The sequence below is a fragment of the Oceanispirochaeta sp. genome (assembly GCF_027859075.1).
Classification (GTDB): Bacteria; Spirochaetota; Spirochaetia; order DSM-2461; family DSM-2461; genus Oceanispirochaeta.
On sequence record NZ_JAQIBL010000235.1, the window covers coordinates 1 to 19,997 of the forward strand.

Below are 19,997 nucleotides of genomic sequence, written 5' to 3' on the forward strand. Positions count from 1 at the left end.
GGGTATGGGGAGGGCTCTGCTGAAATCCGCCGAAGAGGATATCCGGAATCGGGGAGCTGATGGAATCGCCGCCTGGGGGATTACCCTGCCCTTTTGGATGAAGGCCTCCTGGTATAAAAAACAGGGGTATCAGGTGGTACAGAAAGATGGAATGCGCCGTCTCTTATGGAAATCCCTCTCCCCGGATGCTCAGGCTCCCCAATGGTCTGTGCCGAAGAAAATCAGCAATTCTTCCAGAGAAACAGGAATGGTGCATGTGACATCCCTTGTCAACGGAATCTGTCCTGTTATGAACCTGGCGAATGAACGGGCGAAAGCCGTCTCTGAAGAATTCGGAGATGCCGTCGTGTTCCGTGAAATTGTGACAGAGGAACCGGATGTGCTGAAGGAATGGGGGAGCAGTGATGCTCTGTTTATCAACGATCGCGAAATCCCTCTGGGCCCCCCCTTAGCAAAAAAGAAAATCAGAACTCTTATTCAAAAGGAACTGAAGAGATAGAAACTCCTTCAGATGAATTTTCTATCTCTTCACTCTCGATTTAGAGATACATCTTAAAATCGAAATCTACTAAACAGTTTCTTTTTGGGCTGGAAGAATAGGCTCTTCCAAATAGTGTCTTTCTTATCAGGAGATCCTGAAGGAGTAAAACCTGAAAATCGTATGATATCCCGTTGATCTCCCACTGCCAATAGAACTGTATTATTAGTCATTCGAAAGTCTCCATCAACAAAGTGGAAGGGTTTTCCTGGAATGTCCCGGACAGCCATAATGTTCAATTGATAAGTTTTCCGGAAATCGACCTCAATAAGTGTTTTTCCATCCAAATCAGGGGGTATCTGAATTTCTGCTATCACTAATCCATCGCTGATCGGAAGAAAATTATAGAAATCTGGTGAGACCAGAAGGGGAGTAATCCTTTTCGCTGCTTCCCGGGTTGGAAAAACTACCCGAGAGGCCCCAAGAAGTGAAAGAATCTCTCCATGTTCATCACTTTCAGCTCGGGCCACAATATTTTTAACTCCCATTTTATTAAGATAGTTTGTTACTAATGCAGAGACTTCGACCTTCCCTCCTAGATCAATAACCACACCATCGATTCCCTGGGGTACTAATTTTCTGATGACTTCTTCGTGCAAAGCATTTGCAATGAAGGATTTACTTACCCTGTTTGAATACTGTTCAATAAGTGCTTCATCCTGGTCAATGACCATAACTTCCACATTTATTTGACTCAATTCCTCGAGGACCCTTTTTCCGAAGGCCCCCAGTCCAATAATTACAAATTGTTTCATCCTGTTATTACCTCACCAAATGGATATTCCACCATCTGTACTTTGCAATGTTTAATACGATCGGTTGCCATAAAAATCAGCCCGATTCGACCCGATAACATAGTGCCGATAATTATGATTTTACCCAGGAAACTGAGCTTTGCCGTGACACCTAAAGATAGACCTACGGTCCCAAAAGCAGAAATGGCTTCAAAAACAAGTTCGAAAATCCCTATATGCCCATTTTCAAGCAAAGATCTTTCAGTTAAGGACAGTAAGAAAATAACGCAAGAGAGAAGAAATAGAGCTTTGATGAAAAAGAGACCAGCATGACTAATGACTCGGGCAGGGATTCGGTAGTGACCGAAAAAACTGTCTCCATTTTTATCAATCCCTCGAAAAAGAGATAAAAGAACAAGAAAGAGGGTGGTCACCTTAATTCCTCCTGCCATGGAACCTGGCGCTGCACCAATAAACATGAGCACCATGGTGAACATGTTGGACTTTGGAGAAAAAGAGTTCATCGGCAACGCATTGAATCCTGCGGTTCGGGGTGTCACCACATGGAAAAAGGCGTTGAGTATTTTTTGTGGGGGTAGAAGATATTCAAATGCCCTATGCCGCTCACTGATGTAGAAAAAGATGGTGCCACCAAGAACCAGAATCAGGGTAGTGATCAGTACAACAGTTGAGTGAAGTGAAAGTTTGGGTTTCGCTCTTCGAACTCTTGCGGAAATATCATGAAGAACAACAAAGCTGATCCCACCACATATAACCAACAATGATACTGTTATCATAACGAGAGGATCTCTGTTCCATTCTTCCAAACTATTCGGAAAGGTTGAGAATCCGGCATTGCAGAAAGCGGAGATTGCATGAAATACAGCCGTAAATCCTCCTTGTGGGAGATCATGAAAACGCACAAATAAAATCAGAGCCCCTATCATTTCGGTAAAGAATGTTAGAAGAAGAATTGACTTGATAATTTTTTTTGGTTCATATTCGATTCCTTCAACATAGAAATTCTTGATAAGACTTCGATTATTAAAAGAGATTCGTCTGCCGGGAATTAATAAGAGAAGAGTGGCAAAGGTGATAATCCCTAACCCACCAGCCTGGATGAGTATCATTATTACTGATTTTCCTAATAGTGTGTATTGAGACGTATCTACGGTTATTAATCCCGTCACACAGACAGCTGAAGCGGATGTAAAAAGACTATCTATAAAATGGAGTCTATCTGGCCCATTCCAGGCCGCAGGAAGATAAAGAAGTAAGGCTCCAATCAAGGTTGTGGAAAAAAAGTAGCTTAAGAGAATGTAACTGCTTTTCATGGTAGTTCCAACTGAGTAAAGCGTTTTATGGTTTTAGGATTGAGATAGAAGGGACAGGACAGATGATTTCGATTACTGCAGAAATGATTCATTCTCCTCTTATTAATAACCAATCTATTGTAGTCGGCACCGCATAAGCTGATCTCTTCATTAGCATTATAAACTTCATAATTAAGAAAAGGGCAGACACTGGCAGCAGTTGTAAAAGGCTCAAGCTGACTATCACTTGATCTATAATAATGAGTTAATTTCTGTTTGTTTATTATGGGGTCAGTAAGATAGGCAATAAATGTTACGCCCGTTTCTATTAACTTTTCAACCAGAACTCTTTGTGGATAATCCAGCAAAGCAATAACAGGGATGGACGTAATTCGTCTATCCCGTTTCAAACAAGTACACAATTCAATAAGTTTTGAATTCAGTTCTATTGACCCATAAGAAAAACGAATGAAAACAAAATCGGGATTCTGAATTTCGGTCAGGGATAAGCAGCTGATGGGGCTGCTGGTAAATAAAATTTCTCCATCAGATCCATTCCATTCATTTACTGAGATGTCACATAAAATTCCACGCATACTGTCTCCTTAATGTATCCATTAAGGAGACAGTATGCAAAAAGTGTGCCTAAAAAACATTTATATATCTTGAATGAAATTAAGGTCCTGGACATACCTTTCATGTGTTGCAATATGCAATGATTCAACAATGAACTTTGCAATATTCAAGAACTGAAAGAAGAGTTCCTCAATTAGACAGTGGGAGAGTGAAGGTAAAAATACTGCCTTGTCCTTGTTGTGATTCCACCCATATGGTCCCACCGTGGGCTCTAATTATCTCTTTACAGATGGCCAATCCCAATCCGGAGCCACCGGATTTCCGGCCCCGAATCTGAGAGAATTTTTGAAAAATTCGAGATTGGTATTCTGGAGGAATACCTTGTCCATCATCTTCTACAGAAATATGGATGTTAAAACCAATTTTTGCTGCAGAGATTTTAATCATTCCTTTATCGGAAATATAGCGTAAAGCATTGGATACAAGATTAGACAGAACCCAGGTTACTTTATTCATATCTCCGTCGAGGAATTCAGCGCCTTGATGGACTGTCCTGGACAGCTTGATTTGTTTCTCCTCAGCTTGCTTTCGGAATATTGATTCGATATATTCAAACAGAGAGTTGACTTCTACTCTCTCCTGATCTATTTCAATTCTTCCTGATTCAAGACGGGATAACTCCAGTAAGTCCTCTGTAAGAGATTTCATATAAAATATCTCTTCCCTCGCAGTACTAATCAGATCTCTTTCCATCTCATCCTCAGAGTTCATTAATCGCTCGTAAAGCAGGTCTATACTCATTCCAAGGCTTGTCAGAGGTGTTTTGAGTTCATGAGAAGCGGCCATGACGAATTCACTTTTCAGGTCTTCCAGCTCTTTCATTCGGGTAATATTGCGAAGCAGAAGAAGTATCCCCGAAGCGATTTTCCTTTTTCCGCGGATGGGAGATAATGTGTATTGATAATGCCGTGGCTCACCATTCGGATTCTGAATAACGAGAATTCTCTCTTCCTCGGGCAGACCATTTAAGGGGTCCTGATGAACACTCTCTCGAATAATAGAACAGAGGGGAACACTGCCGCAGAGATCTTCACAATCAGAGCCTAATGTATTCAGCGGATCGGCATTAAAAATTTTCAATGCCGCAGGATTGATACTGATAACAACCAGTTCTTTATCAAACACAACCAATCCGTCCTCAATTCCAGAAATAATTGTATCCGCTTTATTCTTTTCTGAGACTATCTGCTCGATATTTAATTCATGGTAATTCCCAAGTTGTAAGGCCATTGCATTGAATTCTTCTGCTAAAGTGCCTAGTTCATCCTTACTGCCAACATCGACTTTTGCGGAATAATCCCCCTGTGAGAGTCGTCGGGAAGCTTCGCTTATCTTATATATGGGCTTAACAATCCGCTCTGCCAGGAGAAGGCTGAAAAAGAAAACAAACAAAAGTGAAATAGCGGTAATGACTAGTGTAGAAATAAAAGCTCTATTCGAGAGGACTCTAGCTTGATTGCTAGCTTCGTACATAATGGACTCGTTAAGTTCTAATAAATCGGTACAAAGGCTCCTTATTTCTCCTTGTCGCGGCAATGGTGATGTGTCCTTGTCCACACTTAACCAAAGAGCAACCTCTTCCCGATAAGCAGAATAGCGGTCACTTATCTTCTCAACAATCTCCGCTTCCCCTGAGATGGTAATATTATCTTTAGCCCGAGCCAGCCACTCAATAAAAAGTGCATCCAACTTTCGTAGGTTTTCATGCAATGGCTGATCGGGTTCTTCATATCTGACTTGTAATAATATGGTCTTTTGTTGATCCATAGACTGCCTCATCCCAATTGCAGCAGATATACTACGATAATTTTCCCTTAATATGGCATCAGAAGCTTGTCCCAGAGAGATTATATTTACCAAGGCCCAAACAATAACCATACCTGATAAAACCAGAACCAGTCCGTTGGATGTCAGTATCTTATTTTTTAACCTCATCTCTCGGCCTCCTTTCTAAAGGTTATATTGTTTACGTTTTCGCCACAGGGTCGCCTGATCGATCCCCAGAATTAATGAGGCTTTTTTCAAAGATGACGTTTGTTTCAGGATGCGGTTGATGTACATCTCTTCAAGTTCGGCTAAAGTGAGGAGCTCTTGATCAATAGAATCAGTTATTCCTGGTTGTTGCATTTTTTGGGGCAGATCATCGGGTTTGATTACACATGGTTTGTTCAAAATGATAGTCCGTTCTACTACGTTTTTCAGTTCTCTGATGTTTCCCGGCCAAGAAAAGCTTTGCATGATATTTAGAGTTTCGGAAGAGAATGTAAAGCCCTGCTTATGATTGACTCTACTGAAGTGGTTTAAAAAGGTTTGAGCCAAAGTGGGTATGTCCTCTCGTCGATCTCTCAGAGGAGGAAGAGTGACACTTATAACCTCTAAACGATAGAACAGATCTTTCCGGAAAAGATTTTGCTCAACAAGAGCAGCCAAGTCTCCATTAGTTGCTGCGATGATACGGACATCTGCTCGACAGGTTCTTGAGTCTCCAATACGTTCATACTCTCGGTCTTGAAGGAACCTGAGGATTTTAGCTTGCAGTGGAAGGGGCATTTCTGCTATTTCATCCAGAAAGAGGGTTCCCCCTTCACAATTTCTTATTCTTCCTGGATTATCCTTAACCGCTCCAGTAAAGGCTCCCCGAACGTGGCCAAAAAGTTCACTTTCCAGCAGTTCTGCAGGAACAGATGGACAAGAAATGGTACCGCATACTCCAGCAGAGCGGCTGCTCCATTTATGAATTTCTCGGGCTATGAGAGATTTACCAGTTCCACTCTCTCCCTGAAGGAGGATTGTCGCCTCTGATTCAGCCGCTGTTTTTAAGAGCTCTAAAGTTTTTTGATATTGAGGATTATTTGATTCCCAATGGGATTCAGGTTGAACCTCACTGATGTCAGCTTTTAAAGTGGCATTTTCCAGCTCCAGAAAGCAAATTTGAGTATATTGCCTGGCCAGGACTTTGATTCGATCAGCTGAAAAAGGTTTAGCTACATAATCAACTGCACCGACTCGCATTGCTTCAACGGCTGTATCGATACTGGCATGAGCAGTGATCACAACTATTTTAATCCCTGGTGACTCCCGAAGAATCTCTGGGATCAACTCCAGTCCATTGGTTTCTTCGAGCCTTAAATCGACAAAGGCAAGATGTATCCTTTGCTTTTTTACGACCTCAAGTGCGTCTTTGCCATTAGAAACAGCAATTACTTCATGCCCCAAGGACGATAAACAATAGGAGACGGTTTTTCGAATGTTCGCTTCATCATCGACGACTAGGATATTGAGAAAAAATAGGTCAGAATTGAGCGAAACCTTTTCAGTTGATTTCATGAGATGATAATAACACAACAAGATTGTGTCTTTACATCTGAATTGAGTATTTTATATGGAAAAGACAGAGAGATTCCCAGTAGTGGAAAATAAGAATTAGAGTTAGTCGCTTCTATGCCATTTATTTAATACCGACATCGGTTCTCTATTTTTACTGTTCATTGAGGTTTTATATTTTTGAGTTCGGGTTGAATACAGCAATCCATAATTAATAGGACGTAATGTGGATGAGTTTTACTACACTATAGTGCTTCAAAGAAATTTTGAAATAAACTTCACAATAATGGGCATAAAAACCACCACAGTCACCAGTCTCAGCGTATGAAGGAGGGCTACAACATGGGCCTGGGCGCCATAGGCATCGGATATCAGGACAATATTCGCCAAGCCTCCGGGAGACGCGCTGAAAAGGGCTGTGATCAGGTCAATACCGGTGACTTTAGAGATGACCAGACCCAGCAGAAGGCTGAATACCATCAGGCCCACCACCATGATGACCGCTGCGCCGAATATGGAACCCAGACCCTTGATGGTCTCCGTATTGAAATTCAATCCTATTGAGGCTCCGATCACAATCTGCAGGACCGTATTGGCCTGTGGTGGAACATATCCTTTATTGGTCAGCAGATTATACACAGCCGTGGCGACCATGGCACCAAAGAGGGCGCCTGCCGGGAGTTTCAGTTTGATCCCGATCATTCCTCCCACAGCGGCCACAAGTAAAGTAGTAATAAATCGTGATATCATACATGGTCTCCCTTGTCCCAACGGGCCTTGATTCTGCCCCGGACCGAATTGATCAGATAAATCTCATCCGCCGTCACCAGCTCGTCCAGGGTGATGACCCTCTCTTTGATTTCTCCAGACTCCAGCATCTCCCGGCGGAGGGTTCCTCCCAGGAGTCCCGAAGTTCGGGGAGGGGTGAAGGAATCCCCTCCCCAGACAGCTATTATATTACAAACAGTTGTTTCGCACACTTCTCTTTTTTCATTCCACAGAAGCACATCATCTGCCTCGGGCCATTGGGCCCTAAACTCCTTATAGAACTCACGTCTTGTGGTTTTGTGATAGACCAGGGGATTTTTATGATCAATGGGAGTCTTTGCGCTTTTGATGGTCCAGGCTTGGGGTCCTGCTTCGGCCGGGGGAAGAGGGGCTGTTTCAATCTGCACCTCTCCCCGGCTGTCCAGCAGGAGGCGGACCCGCCTGTTTCCGGGTTCATAAAATAATGAGCTCTCCCGGATGAGTTTAGTTTTCACCCTCTCCCGGCTAAACGGGCGGTCGAAGTATTCGGCACTCTCTTCCATCCTGTCCAGATGCCTGTCCAGGAGAGAATAACCCTCAGAGGGGGACCACTTCAGTGTCTCCAGGAGTGAGAAATCCGGCATTTTCCGGGTCAAAATCTGTATCTTATTCAAGGATTCCGCGTATTCCCCTTCGGCGGTTGAATCCCAGACAATGCCTCCCCCGGTGCCATAAAAGGCTTTCTTCCTGGAATTGTCTATCAGGGCCGTACGGATGGCTACATTGAACTGGGCCTTCCTGTCAGGACCCCAGTATCCGATGGAGCCGGTATACAGTCCCCGGGGAGTGTTTTCCAATTCTCTGATGATCTCCATGGTCCTATATTTGGGTGCTCCCGTGATGGAGGCACAGGGGAAGAGATTGTTCATAATCTCCGGTATTTCGGCGTCAGTTTCTGCCAGAATCTCACTGGTCATCTGCCAGAGAGTGGGGTACTTTTCAAGATTGAAGAGCCGGGGAACCCGGACACTGCCCGTTCGGGCGATGCGTCCCAGATCGTTGCGGATCATATCTACGATCATCATGTTTTCCGCCCTGTTTTTCTCTGAGTTCAAAAGCTCCCGGGACTTCTTTTTATCTTCGCCCAGGGTCAGCCCCCGGGGAGCGGTTCCTTTCATAGGTTTTGTGCTGATCCTGTCTCCGTCTAAAGAAAAGAAAAGCTCCGGCGATGCGGAGCAGACGGTCCATTTTCCCAGGCTCAGGTAGGCTCCATAGGGTGCCTTCTGGGCGGTTCGTATCCGGCAGAAAAACTCCCAGGGATCTTCGGTGAAATCTGCTTTCAGGCGGTATGTATAATTGACCTGGTAGGTCTGGCCCTGGCGGATGTACTCTTTCACGGCCATGATTCCTCTGTTGTATTCACTCCGGGTCATAGTCGCCTTCCAGTCTGGCCCTTTTCCTTCGCCCTGGGATGGATCTTGAGACGGAATCAGAAAGTTTTTATCCAGAATTGTCGGGGTCGGGTAAAGGGTAAAAGACAGGAGGGGAGTCTCTTTGTCCCTCTGAGAGTGAAGGGCGTCATCCATACCGGGAGCCGCATCATAGGCGATGAATCCGGCGGCATAGAGCCGTTTTTCTTTGACCTCTCTATGAATCCTGAGGATAAGCGGACCGACTTCTTCCTGTCTGTATGCGGAGTATGTTGTCAGGGGATTCTGAAAATGGAGCCAGCTTTTCGACTGTGCATCATGAATGAGAGCCTCTCCCTCACGACAGGGATTCATAATCGTCCTCCTGAATCTTCTCTGAGAGCCTCACTTTAGCATGGAGAAAAGGATACTTCCATTCTTCCGGTCAGATTTTTCGCTGGATTTTATGTTCGGTCAGTTCGATACAGCCGATATGAGGCCCCTCTATTTTGTTCCCGAATTCATCTCCTCTATTCTTTCTGATCATGGTCCTGACGGGGGCATCTTCTTTTCAATAAAAAATTCTAACCCGGAAGATCTGAACATCTGCTTTTATTGCAATATGGCCTGCCGTTATCTATCAGAAGGCGAGTCCTGGGATGATATTCTGATTAAGCTGGGGTTCCCTGGTGAAGACCTTTTACAGACCCATTTTCATGACTTCACAGGCATGAGCCCCGATATGTATGCCAAATGGTGCCTGGAATGAGAAAAAACAAGCAAAACCCGTCGTCACTATATTATACTAAAAACATTAGAAGAGACTAAGTGGAGGAGAAGGAATGTGTCGAAGCTGAAGAAAACTATGTGTAAATTGGCAGATGACGGTTTGAAGAAGAAAGAGGAGGCCATCATTGCCGAGGTGGTCCATCCCAAATATATATGTAAAAAATGTCTGAGAGTCTCTACTGACAAAGATCTGCTCTGCAGTCCCAAAAAGTTGGAATAGAGTTGATTTTGAAATCCAGATCTTCCTGATTCCAATAATAGGTTCGGGATGATTATTTCCAAATAACAGGAGAAAAAACTATGTTGATTGCTGTGCCTGTTGAATCTGCTGATGGTGAAACCAGAGTGGCTCTGGTTCCCGAATCGGTTGGTAAAATCTTAAAATGGGAGGGTGCTTCCATCGTCGTTCAGTCAGGGGCCGGGTTAAAAGCCGGCTATTCGGATGAACAGTATAAAGAAGCGGGATGTGAGATCCTGTTTTCCAGAGAGGATCTTTTCAAAAAGGCGGATATTCTGTTGATGGTGGGAAAACCTGAGGCTTCAGAAGTCTCGAAAATTCCCTCCGGGACAGCCTTGATCTGTCAGCTCGACCCCTTTAATGAAATAGAGCTGATCCGGTCTCTGTCTTCTGCCGGAGTCACCGCGGTGAGTCTGGAAATGATACCCCGGAGTACAATCGCACAAAAAATGGATGTCCTCAGTTCCCAGGCGTCTCTGGCGGGTTATATGGCCGTCATCAAGGCGGCGGAACTTCAGAAAAAAGTATTTCCCATGATGATGACTCCTGCGGGAACCATATCCCCCTCCAAGGTCTTTGTGATTGGAGCCGGTGTGGCCGGACTTCAGGCCATCGCCACAGCCAGGAGGCTGGGAGCCAGCGTTTCCGCCTTTGATACCCGCCCTGTGGTGGAAGAACAGGTTCACTCTCTGGGAGCCCGTTTTGTGAAGATCGATCTGGGTGATACGGGGCAGACCAAGGACGGGTACGCCAGGGAACTGACGGAGGAACAGCTTCAAAAGCAGCGGGAACTCATGACCAAGGTCTGCAGTCAGTCTGATGTGGTGATTACTACGGCCAAGCTCTTCGGAAGGAAGGCTCCTGTCATTATCAACTCAGAAATGGTAAACAAAATGTCAGCCGGGAGCATCCTGGTCGACATGGCCGTTGACAGCGGTGGAAATGTAGAGGGGTCCGTCCCGGATCAGCTGGTGAGCGTCGGGGGAGTCAATATCCTGGGCTATGGTAAGGGTGAAATGGAAGTTCCCTATCATGCCAGCCAGATGTATTCTGGAAATATAACAGCCTTTCTCGAAACCTTCTGGAAGGATGAGAAAAAAGGACCTGTCCTTGAGGGGGAGAGTGAAATCCTCACGGGTTGTGTCATCACACGGGGAGGCGCCATCGTTCATGAGCGCTTCAGGGAGGAGTCCTGATATGGATGTTATCTACCTATTCTTTATCCTGATATTGTCAATTTTTCTGGGGCTGGAGCTGATTCGCAAGGTTCCTTCCACCCTGCATACACCCTTAATGTCCGGTAGCCATGCCATCTCCGGAATCACTCTGGTGGGGGCCTTGACCTCTGCGGGGAGTGCCGATTCCAGGATCACCATTGTTCTGGGAACCATGGCTGTCGCCTTTGCAACCATCAATGTCGTAGGGGGCTATCTGGTTACCGACAGGATGCTGGAGATGTTTAAAAAGAAAAAAAAGGAGAGTGACTCATGATATTTCTGATCAACACTGTCTACATTGTGTGTTCTGTCCTTTTTATCGTCGGTCTCAAGCTGATGAGCTCTCCTGCCACTGCCAGGCGGGGAAATCTTCTTTCCGCCCTGGCTATGTTCCTGGCGGTGGTCATCACCCTGCTGGATCGTAATATCCTGTCCTTCCAATGGATTCTGATCGGAATCGCCGTGGGATCACTCATCGGTATTCTGGCCGCCCGGCTGGTGGCCATGACCGATATGCCCCAGATGGTGGCTGTCTTTAACGGATTCGGTGGTATTGCCAGTCTTCTGGTCGCCTGGGTTCTGTTTTTCAAAAATCCAAATACCGAGGCCTTTACCCTCATCACCCTCTACCTTTCAGTCTTCATCGGAGGCATCACCTTTACAGGCAGTATGGTGGCTTTTGGAAAACTGGATGGAAAAATCACAACCAAACCTGTCCAGTTTAAAGGGCAGCAGATTGTGAATTCCCTGATTCTCCTCTCTTTATTCAGTTTTGCTGTACTCTTTGTCTTTCCCGAATTGGCGGGAATTCCCCGTTCTTCCCTGATCCTCTACGCGGTGATCCTGTCGGGAGTCCTGGGTGTGATGGTGGTCATTCCCATTGGCGGGGCGGATATGCCCGTTGTGATCTCTCTGCTTAACTCCTACTCGGGTCTTGCCGCCTGTGCCGCAGGTTTTGCCATCAGGAATAATCTCCTCATCGTCTCGGGAGCCCTCGTCGGGGCCAGCGGTATCATCCTGACCAATATCATGTGCAAGGCCATGAACCGATCGCTGGCCAATGTCCTGTTCAGCGGCTTCGGTTCTGCCGGCGGCAGTGTTGCCTCCTCCGAGGGGGAAGAAGGGGAAATCAGGCCCATCAGTTCAGAAGATGCCTATCTTATCCTGGAAGCCGCCTCTTCGGTGGTGATTATTCCCGGTTACGGCATGGCTGTTGCCCAGGCGCAGCATGTGGTGAAAGAGCTGGGGAATCTTCTGGAGCAGAATGGAGCGGAAGTGAATTTTGCGATTCATCCCGTTGCCGGCCGGATGCCCGGTCATATGAATGTTCTTTTGGCTGAAGCCAATGTTTCCTACGATAAAATGAGAGAAATGGATGACATCAATCCCATGATGGAAACCGTGGATGTGGCCATTGTTATCGGAGCGAACGATGTTGTGAATCCCGCCGCCAGAGAGGTGGAAAGCAGTCCGATTTACGGGATGCCCATCATCAATGCGGATAAAGCCAAGACCGTATTTGTTCTGAAACGATCTATGAGAACAGGATTCGCCGGTATTGGCAATCCTCTCTTTTTCAGAGAGAATACACGAATGCTTTTCGGGGATGCCAAAGCCTCTATCCAGGCTTTGGTAGCCCAGTTTAAGGAGTCTTAATCTCAGGTTATAAGACAGAAAAATAAATACTCAGAGATCCGCCGGTCGCGGTTTTCTGAGAACAGGAGAACTCATGGACAATTTCATTTTCAGAAATCCCACACAAATCTATTTTGGAAAGGGCATGGAAAACAAAGCCGGTGAAGCGGTCAGTGTTTACAGTAAAAATATACTCCTTCATTACGGTGGAGGTTCTATTAAAAAGTCAGGCCTTTACGACAGGGTTATCGCCTCTCTGAAGTCATCAGGGGTGGAGTGGACTGAACTGGCTGGTGTGAAACCGAATCCACGGCTTTCTCTAGTGAGGGAAGGTATTAAAATCTGCCGTGAAAAAGATATAGATTTTATCCTGGCTGTGGGGGGAGGGTCGGTCATCGATTCCGCCAAAGCTATTGCTGCGGGAGTTCCCTATGAGGGCGATGTCTGGGATTTCTATGAAGGAAAGGCTCAGCCTGAAGAGGTCATCGGTCTGGGAACCGTTCTGACCATCCCTGCCGCTGGAAGTGAATCCAGTAACGGGACGGTCATAACCAAAGAAGAGGGTCAGCTGAAAAGACCCTGCGGTTCGGAACTCCTCTATCCTGATTTTTCCATATTGAATCCCGAGCTGGCTATGACTCTGCCACCCTTTCAGAGGGCCTGTGGAGTGGCTGATATGATGGCTCATCTTTTTGAGCGTTATTTCACCAATTCCTACCCTGTTGAATTGACCGATAGAATGATCGAAGCCGTATTAAAAACCATAATTCATAATGGTCCGAGTGTTATGATGGATGGGGATACCTACGATGCATGGGCAGAAATTATGTGGTCCGGAACAGTCGCTCATAACGGCAGCCTGGATACAGGGCGTCTGGGGGACTGGGGCTCCCATCAGATGGAACATGAACTCAGCGGTATTTATGATGTAGCTCACGGAGCGGGTCTTGCCGCCCTGTTTCCTCATTGGATGCGTTATGTGATGAATCAGGATATCAAACGTTTTGTTCAGCTTGCTGTCCGTGTCTGGAATGTGGATCAAAATTTTAAATCCGATGAAGAAACGGCTCTGGCCGGCATAGAGGCTCTGGAACAGTTCTGGCAGTCACTGGGACTGGCCACCACACTCTCTGGTCTGGATATTCCCGGAGACAGGCTGGAGGAAATGGCGGGTAAATGTGCAGGAGAAACAGATAATCCTCAGGGACAATTTGTAAAGCTTTATAAAAAAGATGTACTGGCTATACTGGAAATGGCCCTGTAATTTTCATTTTGAAGGAGCTCCTTTCGATGATACCTCTCTTCAGGAAACTGGCGTATATTACCCTCATTTTGATTCTTGCAGCCTCTTGTGCCAGCGTAAAACCTGTCATCCTGGACCCGGAGGTCTCTGTAACCGAAGTTAGAGTCACAGAACTGAGTTTTTATGAAATCTCTCTGGAAATGGAGCTCCTGATTACCAATCCAAACCCCCTGGGCATTGACCTGGAGGGCTTTGATTATGATTTTCTTATCAATGACGCCTCTTTTATCAGGGGGAACCAGGAGGACAAAGTCAGCCTGGCAGCTCATGGAAAATCTTCCCTGGTCATCCCCTTCACACTGAATTATCAGAACATGTATCAGACCATGGTTTCTATCCGTGATTCCCGGGAGTCGGACTATAAAATTGTGACGGGACTCCATTTTGTACTGCCCGTCCTGGGAGAACAGAGGCTGGAGCTGGCCCATGAAGGACAGATCCCGCTGATTCGGCTGCCCCGTTTCAGTTTTGAGAGCCTATATGTCAGCTCTCTTGGTCTTATGGGGGCAGATATCATCATTCTGATGAAGGTCCAGAACCCCAACAGCTTCGATATCAATTTGAAGGAGTTTCAAGGGGTCCTGAAGGTTAATAAGCAGAAATGGGCTGAACTGGATGTCCCTGAAACAGTGTTCTTTCCCTCTGAGGAGTGGAGGGATATGGGATTTCAGATCCGGCTGGAATTTTTGTCCATGGGCCGCACTGTGCGTGATCTTTTGTCTGGAGAAGAGGCCCTTTTTTATGACTATCAGGGGCAGACCCTTCTTGAATCTTCTCTTGAAGGTTTGAAGGACGCGTACCTGCCCCTGGATGTCTCTGGAGAAATTGAATTAATCAAACCTGCGAGCACCATAGAAGGTCAGCATAGTTCTCAAAAAATAGAGGACACAATTGAGGGTAATCTGCTCAATATTTTCGGGGCCTACTCCCGCTGAGTATTCTATTCAATAATGACGAATTCAACCCGTCTGTTCTATAAAATATACCACACCCCAATTCATATTCTTCGTTAATCTTTCGTTGAACTCTCCCGGAAAGATTTCTTTATTTATTATGACAATTATGATATTATGTCATAATAAAAATTGAGTCCCTTTCTAATTTTATATTTGCAGGAGTTGATTATGACCATAACATCCCTATTTCAGGAACAAGCTGAAAAATACCCCGAAATTCTCTGTCAGTACAGCCGTGACGAAAAGGGGCAGTTTACTCCCGTCACCTACAAAGAGGTCTACAACAGGGTCTCTTCCATGGCCTGGAGCCTTGATAAACTGGGAGTGAAGAAGGGAGATCTTGTTGGTTTTATCAGCGACAACCGCAGCGAGTGGCTCATCCTGGACCTGGCGATTGTCTCTCTGGGAGCCGCCGATGTTCCCCGTGGATGCGATACGATGGCCCCCGAAATGTCTTATATTCTGGGATTCTCGGGTTGCACAATTGCCATTCTGGAAATTGATAAACAGCTGGAGAAAATCCTCTCCCTCAAGAAAGAACTGCCTTCCCTGAAGAAGGTCATCCTCATCGATAAACCCGAAACGCTCCCGAAAACTCCCTGGAAAATTTCCTTCTATAAAGACCTTCTGGAAGAAGGACGAGAGAAGTCTTCCGATGACTTTCTGGCAGAAAATATTGCCCAGGGCAGGGGAGCTGATCTCTGCACCCTGATTTTTACCTCCGGAACCACAGGGGAGCCAAAAGGGGTCATGCTGACCCATGATAATTTTCTCCATCAGGTCCTGAATATCAAGTCTGTGGCCAATATCGAAGTCGGAGACATCTGGTTGAGTGTTCTGCCGGTGTGGCACTCTTTTGAACGGGTCATTCAGTACATCGCTATTGGAGCCGCCACAACCATTGCCTATTCCAAACCCGTTGGAAAAATTATGCTCATGGACCTGCAGAAGCTGAATCCCCAGTGGATGGCTTCAGTGCCCAGAATCTGGTCTGCCATTGAATCGGGTGTTTCAAGAAATATCAAAGCCAAGGGCGGAGTTTCATGGATACTCTATAACTTCTTCCTCAAGGTAGCCATTCTTCATCAGGGTCTGCAGAACCGGATGACTGGCCGCGTTGCCGATTTCAAGAAAGTTTTCACTCTTCCTTATTACATACTCTACCCCATCCCCTGGCTCCTCCTTTTTCCTCTGCGACTGCTGGGGAATAAGCTGGTCTTCAGTAAGATTCAAGCCAAAGTCGGGACCGGCTTCAAGGCGGGAATCTCCGGGGGAGGCGCTCTTCCTCCCCGGATCTATCAGTTCTTCAAGGCCATAGGCATACAGCTTCTGGAGGGTTATGGTCTGACAGAAACGGCTCCCGTTGTCGCCTTCAGTCCTCAGCAGCACCCTGTCATGAACGTGGTGGGACCAGCCTGGCCGGGTACCGAAATCAAAATACTGAATGAGAAAGGCCAGATTGCCGGGCCTGGAGAGAAGGGGGTCGTTTATCTGAAGGGACCTCAGGTCATGAAGGGTTACTATAAGAAAGAAGAGGCCACGGCGCAGATCATTGATAAAGAGGGTTGGCTGAGCTCAGGAGACCTCGGGATAATGACGGTTCATCAGGAACTGAGGATTATCGGTCGTGAAAAGGACACCATCGTCCTGTTGGGCGGAGAGAACATCGAACCTGTTCCTATGGAACAGAAGCTGACCGAATCTCCCTTTATTGAGCAGGCTGTGATTGTCGGACAGGATCAGAAATATCTGGCAGCACTGATTGTGCCTGATTTTGATGCTCTGGAGAACTATGCCAAAGAGAATAATCTAGCTTATGAAAACAGGATTCACCTGAGGGATGTCCATGCTATCCTGGAACTCCTGACCAGTGAAATCAATAATCTGATCAGCAGTAAGAACGGGTTTAAGAGTTTTGAAAGAATTTATAAGTTTGCCGTTCTCAGAAAATCATTTGAGGTTGGTATGGAGTTGTCGGGGAAGCAGGATTTGAAGCGTCATGCGATAACAGAGCTCTACAAGAAGGAAATTAAGACTCTCTTCTAATTCAATCTGTTTTAATTCAAGAAGGGGGCTGCCTGAGCAGCCCTCATTTCTGTCTATTCCCGGGGAGGCTCTTTGAGGAGTCTGATTCCCCCCTCTTCAATGAGAATCTTCTTCTCTTTGTAGAGAACCCCTATGGTTTTCTTGAATATCTTCTTGCTCATCTGAAGTGTTTGCCTGATATCATCGGGGTCGCTTTTATCATGAAGGGGAAGAAAGCCGCCGCTGCTGCCCAACACGCCCATGATCACAGCCTCTGCGTCTTTGTATGCATTTTTGAATCCCTGGGGCTGGAGAGCCGTATCCACAAGGCCGTCATCTCTTATCTTTTTAATAAACCCGTCACGACTGTCTCCAATCCGCAGCTCTTCATAGACTTCGTTTCTATAGAGGAGGCCTCTGTATCGATTGTTGACGATGACCCGGAATCCCAGATCAGAGACCCCGAAGACCAGGAGCTCCACCTTCTGCTGTTCCTTCAAGTCAGCTGTGTCGTCTTCCAGAAATTCATCAATCTGACAACTGCCGACGACTCCCATCTTATCAAAGTCGGGGATGAGACAGACCAGGGCCGTGTCTCCCTCTTCCAGGTCTTTTCGGAGGAATGCCTTGGGGACAAAGAGATCTTTTTTGATGCCCCAGTCCAGAAAAACACCGAAATCGGTCACTGACTTCACTGTGAGGGCGGCAAAATCACCAAGCTCCGCTTTGGGCCTTACTGTTGTCGCTTTGAGGCCCTGTTTTCCATCCAGATAGACAAATGCTTTCAGGGTATCACCCGGACGGCATGTCTCGGGAACTTCGTAGGCGGGAATCTCAATTTCTTCCTCACCCAGAGTCAGGATCTTGAATCTTCCCCTGGTTCCCCCCAGGATCAAATCATGATATTGCCCGGTTTGTACGGGATCATTTGCATTATTCATATCTACTCAGTATACGTCTGACAGGTCCTTCTGTACAGGAAGTCAGCGGAGCATCTGCAGTTCTGCTTCCAAATTTTTAAGATTTTCGGTGTTCTTTTTGCCGATTTCTGCCAGGGTTCTCGAATCCTGGACCAGGGCGTCTGTGGCCGTATTGATCTTCGACGCCAGCTCCGTAACCTTCTGGGCCATCTCGGAGGTTTGACGAACGCTGCCATGACCCAGCTCTATCCTGGAAGACATTGTATCTACCGATTGATTCACCGTTGAGTTCGCACTCATCATGTCTCCGACGCTTACGGTGATCCCCCGGGCATTCCCGGCCAGTTCATTCAGACTGATAAATACTTCATTCATGGCTTGTGCCTGATCGTCAATCTGCTCCATAATATGTTCAAATTGCACCAGAACTTCCCGGCTCTGCTTGACTGCTGATTGGGAATTTTTATTGCTTTTTTCAAGTAGTTCTCTGATCTGCTTAGACTGGGTATTGGTCGTTTCTGCCAATTTTCTGATCTCGCCGGCAACCACGGCAAAACCTTTTCCGACTTCTCCAGCATGAGCCGCTTCGATGGAGGCATTCATGGCCAGAAGGTTCGTCTGGCTGCCCACATCTTCAATGACCGTTGTAATTTCGTTGATCCGGCTGTTGGATGCCAGCATCTCATCCATAAGGCGCCCGGACTCCTTGATTTGCTTTTCTGACTGCCGGGAGTTTTCCTTCAGTCTGTTCAGAGCTTCCAGCCTGGTCTGCATGGTTTCTGAAATAGTGGTAATGGAACCGGCTATCTCCTCTACAGCCGCAGCGGATTCTTTCATAGCAGTCGTTTGAGTTTCTACCACCTGACCGACTGATGTTCCTGCATCAAAAATATCCTGCTGAACCTCATCGGCAGATTGCATCAGTCCTGACAGTTCCTGAATAATGGATTCCATATTATGCAATCGTCCGGTGATGCTCTCGGCGTTATCCCTTGTGCTCTCTGCCAGATCATGCAAATCATTCCCCAGGCTGAGGTTTTCCTTGAACTTGCCCATCAGAGCATTGAGCTCATTGAACCTTTGGCTGGTGGCTTCCTCCTGATGCATCAGTGAGTCAAAGATGACTGTAGAATTTTTGATGACCATTATAACAAAATAGTTACAGAGCAATAAAAGAAGGACCGGAACAATATAGAATGAAATTAACTCCCCTGTCGTCCCGGAATACTGGGGTAGAACTCTAAAAAAGAAGGAGATCATCAGAAATAGTTCGCCGCAGATGATGAATATGAAAGGTTGAACCTGAGAGTATCCAAAGAGGGCCAGGGCCAACAGGGTGGGCATGGCATAGGTGAAAATCATGTATCCCTCATACTGAATAGCAACAGGATTACTGATTGTGATCAGTATGGCCGCGGAGAAACAAATCGACAGAATCACATTGACCGCCGCTTTGTACATCCCTTTTTTCAGCATGATTATATTGGCGATAAACAGGAGGACAAGGAAGGTCTCAATGACTGCTTTTAAGATCCTGCCTTCCACAATATTGAAGATTGTAAAGCAGGAAAATAAAATAATGGAAGCCAGATCAACCTTTAGAAGGGCTTTGGAACGAAACCGGACAGTTATATCACTGTGCTGATCGTAGATGGTTAGGATTCTTCTGAGCATGGATTCAACCTCTTTCCAGGGGATCATTATCTTTTTAATTAGTTTTTAATTTACCACAGATAGGATGGTTATACCATTGAAATGTGGGAGTGACCTGAAATCTGAATGGTCAGAATAAAATGGACCATCAGGTTCTGGAAATCCTCCCCGTATTGATGCATAATCTGGGTATGAGTAATAATAGTAATCCTGTGGAGCAGATGCTTCTTGAAAAAAAATGGTTTGATCTTAAAACCCTGAAAGACCATGAACGCCAGTCTCTGCTGAACCACATCGAGGTTCACCGCTACCTCTTATGCAAAGAGGCCAATGACGATATCCCCTGGCTGGAGGCCCTTGAATCCTGGTTTTTGGAAGTATGGCAGCCCATCAGCCGTATTGCGGAACAGCCGGAGTATCAAAAGAAGTTTGGTGATAAGACCAGGCTGGAACTCTATCTGTCCATCTCGGAGCACTGGCATTATATGAAGACCGCTATTCCTGACATGACCGCGGCCCAGGCGGTGGATCATTACAGCCGTTTTGTTGGTTCCTGAAAT

The 19,997-nt window shown here is 46.1% G+C and carries 19 protein-coding genes; 10 read left to right on the forward strand and 9 right to left on the reverse strand.

All coding sequences use genetic code 11. From position 1 onward, the window contains the following. A partial coding sequence (locus tag PF479_RS12785; protein WP_298007214.1) for a hypothetical protein occupies positions 1–499 on the forward strand: 499 nt, incomplete at its 5' end. Between the two features lie 53 nt (positions 500–552). On the opposite strand, the gene PF479_RS12790 is transcribed toward PF479_RS12785, so the two are convergent. From PF479_RS12790 to pabB, 7 genes are all read right to left on the reverse strand, one after another. Further along, positions 553–1,293 (reverse strand): TrkA family potassium uptake protein, encoded by a 741-nt coding sequence (locus PF479_RS12790; RefSeq protein WP_298007217.1) that lies wholly within the window; start codon positions 1,291–1,293, stop codon positions 553–555. Beyond that, complete coding sequence (locus PF479_RS12795) at positions 1,290–2,606, reverse strand: TrkH family potassium uptake protein (RefSeq protein WP_298007219.1); 1,317 nt, start codon at positions 2,604–2,606, stop codon at positions 1,290–1,292. The genes PF479_RS12790 and PF479_RS12795 overlap by 4 nt, the downstream gene beginning before the upstream one ends. Next, complete coding sequence (locus PF479_RS12800) at positions 2,603–3,181, reverse strand: hypothetical protein (protein WP_298007221.1); 579 nt, start codon at positions 3,179–3,181, stop codon at positions 2,603–2,605. Before PF479_RS12800 ends, PF479_RS12795 begins: the two co-directional genes overlap by 4 nt. A 169-nt stretch (positions 3,182–3,350) precedes the next feature. Continuing rightward, on the reverse strand, positions 3,351–5,156 hold the full coding sequence (locus tag PF479_RS12805) for an ATP-binding protein (RefSeq protein WP_298007224.1): 1,806 nt from the start codon (positions 5,154–5,156) through the stop codon (positions 3,351–3,353). 15 nt (positions 5,157–5,171) lie between these two features. Beyond that, positions 5,172–6,548, reverse strand: a complete 1,377-nt coding sequence (locus PF479_RS12810) for a sigma-54 dependent transcriptional regulator (RefSeq protein ID WP_298007228.1) — start codon at positions 6,546–6,548, stop codon at positions 5,172–5,174. 252 nt (positions 6,549–6,800) lie between these two features. After that, positions 6,801–7,295, reverse strand: a complete 495-nt coding sequence (locus tag PF479_RS12815; protein WP_298007231.1) for an AbrB family transcriptional regulator — start codon at positions 7,293–7,295, stop codon at positions 6,801–6,803. Continuing rightward, positions 7,292–9,076, reverse strand: a complete 1,785-nt coding sequence (gene pabB / locus PF479_RS12820) for an aminodeoxychorismate synthase component I (protein WP_298007233.1) — start codon at positions 9,074–9,076, stop codon at positions 7,292–7,294. The genes PF479_RS12815 and pabB overlap by 4 nt, the downstream gene beginning before the upstream one ends. A gap of 40 nt (positions 9,077–9,116) precedes the next feature. On the opposite strand from pabB, the gene PF479_RS12825 reads away from it, so the two are divergent. The 8 genes from PF479_RS12825 (at position 9,117) to PF479_RS12860 (ending at position 16,885) form a co-directional block, all read left to right on the forward strand. Then, positions 9,117–9,470, forward strand: coding sequence for a hypothetical protein (locus tag PF479_RS12825; protein ID WP_298007236.1), 354 nt, complete (start codon positions 9,117–9,119; stop codon positions 9,468–9,470). 75 nt (positions 9,471–9,545) lie between these two features. Then, positions 9,546–9,710: a hypothetical protein gene (locus tag PF479_RS12830; protein WP_298007238.1), complete on the forward strand. Its 165-nt coding sequence runs from the start codon at positions 9,546–9,548 to the stop codon at positions 9,708–9,710. A gap of 80 nt (positions 9,711–9,790) precedes the next feature. Then, positions 9,791–10,924: an NAD(P) transhydrogenase subunit alpha gene (locus PF479_RS12835; RefSeq protein ID WP_298007241.1), complete on the forward strand. Its 1,134-nt coding sequence runs from the start codon at positions 9,791–9,793 to the stop codon at positions 10,922–10,924. Between the two features lies 1 nt (position 10,925). Next, positions 10,926–11,219, forward strand: a complete 294-nt coding sequence (locus tag PF479_RS12840) for an NAD(P) transhydrogenase subunit alpha (protein WP_298007244.1) — start codon at positions 10,926–10,928, stop codon at positions 11,217–11,219. Continuing rightward, positions 11,216–12,601 (forward strand): NAD(P)(+) transhydrogenase (Re/Si-specific) subunit beta, encoded by a 1,386-nt coding sequence (locus PF479_RS12845; RefSeq protein WP_298007247.1) that lies wholly within the window; start codon positions 11,216–11,218, stop codon positions 12,599–12,601. The genes PF479_RS12840 and PF479_RS12845 overlap by 4 nt, the downstream gene beginning before the upstream one ends. A gap of 73 nt (positions 12,602–12,674) precedes the next feature. Next, entirely contained in the window at positions 12,675–13,844 is a 1,170-nt protein-coding gene (locus PF479_RS12850; protein ID WP_298007251.1) for an iron-containing alcohol dehydrogenase, read from the forward strand. A gap of 26 nt (positions 13,845–13,870) precedes the next feature. Continuing rightward, positions 13,871–14,818: an LEA type 2 family protein gene (locus PF479_RS12855; protein WP_298007254.1), complete on the forward strand. Its 948-nt coding sequence runs from the start codon at positions 13,871–13,873 to the stop codon at positions 14,816–14,818. 189 nt (positions 14,819–15,007) lie between these two features. Continuing rightward, positions 15,008–16,885: a long-chain fatty acid--CoA ligase gene (locus PF479_RS12860; RefSeq protein ID WP_298007258.1), complete on the forward strand. Its 1,878-nt coding sequence runs from the start codon at positions 15,008–15,010 to the stop codon at positions 16,883–16,885. Positions 16,886–16,938: 53 nt separating this feature from the next. On the opposite strand, the gene PF479_RS12865 is transcribed toward PF479_RS12860, so the two are convergent. Beyond that, positions 16,939–17,805 carry a S1-like domain-containing RNA-binding protein gene (locus PF479_RS12865; RefSeq protein WP_298007261.1) on the reverse strand — a complete coding sequence of 289 codons (867 nt, stop codon included), beginning with the start codon at positions 17,803–17,805 and terminating at the stop codon, positions 16,939–16,941. A gap of 42 nt (positions 17,806–17,847) precedes the next feature. Continuing rightward, positions 17,848–19,458, reverse strand: a complete 1,611-nt coding sequence (locus PF479_RS12870; RefSeq protein WP_298007264.1) for a methyl-accepting chemotaxis protein — start codon at positions 19,456–19,458, stop codon at positions 17,848–17,850. 119 nt (positions 19,459–19,577) lie between these two features. On the opposite strand from PF479_RS12870, the gene PF479_RS12875 reads away from it, so the two are divergent. Then, a complete protein-coding gene (locus tag PF479_RS12875) occupies positions 19,578–19,994 on the forward strand; it encodes a hypothetical protein (protein WP_298007266.1) in 417 nt (138 codons plus the stop codon). Positions 19,995–19,997 lie beyond the last annotated feature (3 nt).

Coding starts and splice junctions, on each gene's coding strand:
- PF479_RS12790 (WP_298007217.1), bottom strand. CDS start 1,293: ATGAAACAATTTGTAATTATTGGACTGGGGGCCTTCGGAAAAAGGGTC.
- PF479_RS12795 (WP_298007219.1), bottom strand. CDS start 2,606: ATGAAAAGCAGTTACATTCTCTTAAGCTACTTTTTTTCCACAACCTTG.
- PF479_RS12800 (WP_298007221.1), bottom strand. CDS start 3,181: ATGCGTGGAATTTTATGTGACATCTCAGTAAATGAATGGAATGGATCT.
- PF479_RS12805 (WP_298007224.1), bottom strand. CDS start 5,156: ATGAGGTTAAAAAATAAGATACTGACATCCAACGGACTGGTTCTGGTT.
- PF479_RS12810 (WP_298007228.1), bottom strand. CDS start 6,548: ATGAAATCAACTGAAAAGGTTTCGCTCAATTCTGACCTATTTTTTCTC.
- PF479_RS12815 (WP_298007231.1), bottom strand. CDS start 7,295: ATGATATCACGATTTATTACTACTTTACTTGTGGCCGCTGTGGGAGGA.
- pabB (WP_298007233.1), bottom strand. CDS start 9,076: ATGAATCCCTGTCGTGAGGGAGAGGCTCTCATTCATGATGCACAGTCG.
- PF479_RS12825 (WP_298007236.1), top strand. CDS start 9,117: ATGGAGAAAAGGATACTTCCATTCTTCCGGTCAGATTTTTCGCTGGAT.
- PF479_RS12835 (WP_298007241.1), top strand. CDS start 9,791: ATGTTGATTGCTGTGCCTGTTGAATCTGCTGATGGTGAAACCAGAGTG.
- PF479_RS12840 (WP_298007244.1), top strand. CDS start 10,926: ATGGATGTTATCTACCTATTCTTTATCCTGATATTGTCAATTTTTCTG.
- PF479_RS12845 (WP_298007247.1), top strand. CDS start 11,216: ATGATATTTCTGATCAACACTGTCTACATTGTGTGTTCTGTCCTTTTT.
- PF479_RS12850 (WP_298007251.1), top strand. CDS start 12,675: ATGGACAATTTCATTTTCAGAAATCCCACACAAATCTATTTTGGAAAG.
- PF479_RS12855 (WP_298007254.1), top strand. CDS start 13,871: ATGATACCTCTCTTCAGGAAACTGGCGTATATTACCCTCATTTTGATT.
- PF479_RS12860 (WP_298007258.1), top strand. CDS start 15,008: ATGACCATAACATCCCTATTTCAGGAACAAGCTGAAAAATACCCCGAA.
- PF479_RS12865 (WP_298007261.1), bottom strand. CDS start 17,805: ATGAATAATGCAAATGATCCCGTACAAACCGGGCAATATCATGATTTG.
- PF479_RS12870 (WP_298007264.1), bottom strand. CDS start 19,458: ATGCTCAGAAGAATCCTAACCATCTACGATCAGCACAGTGATATAACT.
- PF479_RS12875 (WP_298007266.1), top strand. CDS start 19,578: ATGGACCATCAGGTTCTGGAAATCCTCCCCGTATTGATGCATAATCTG.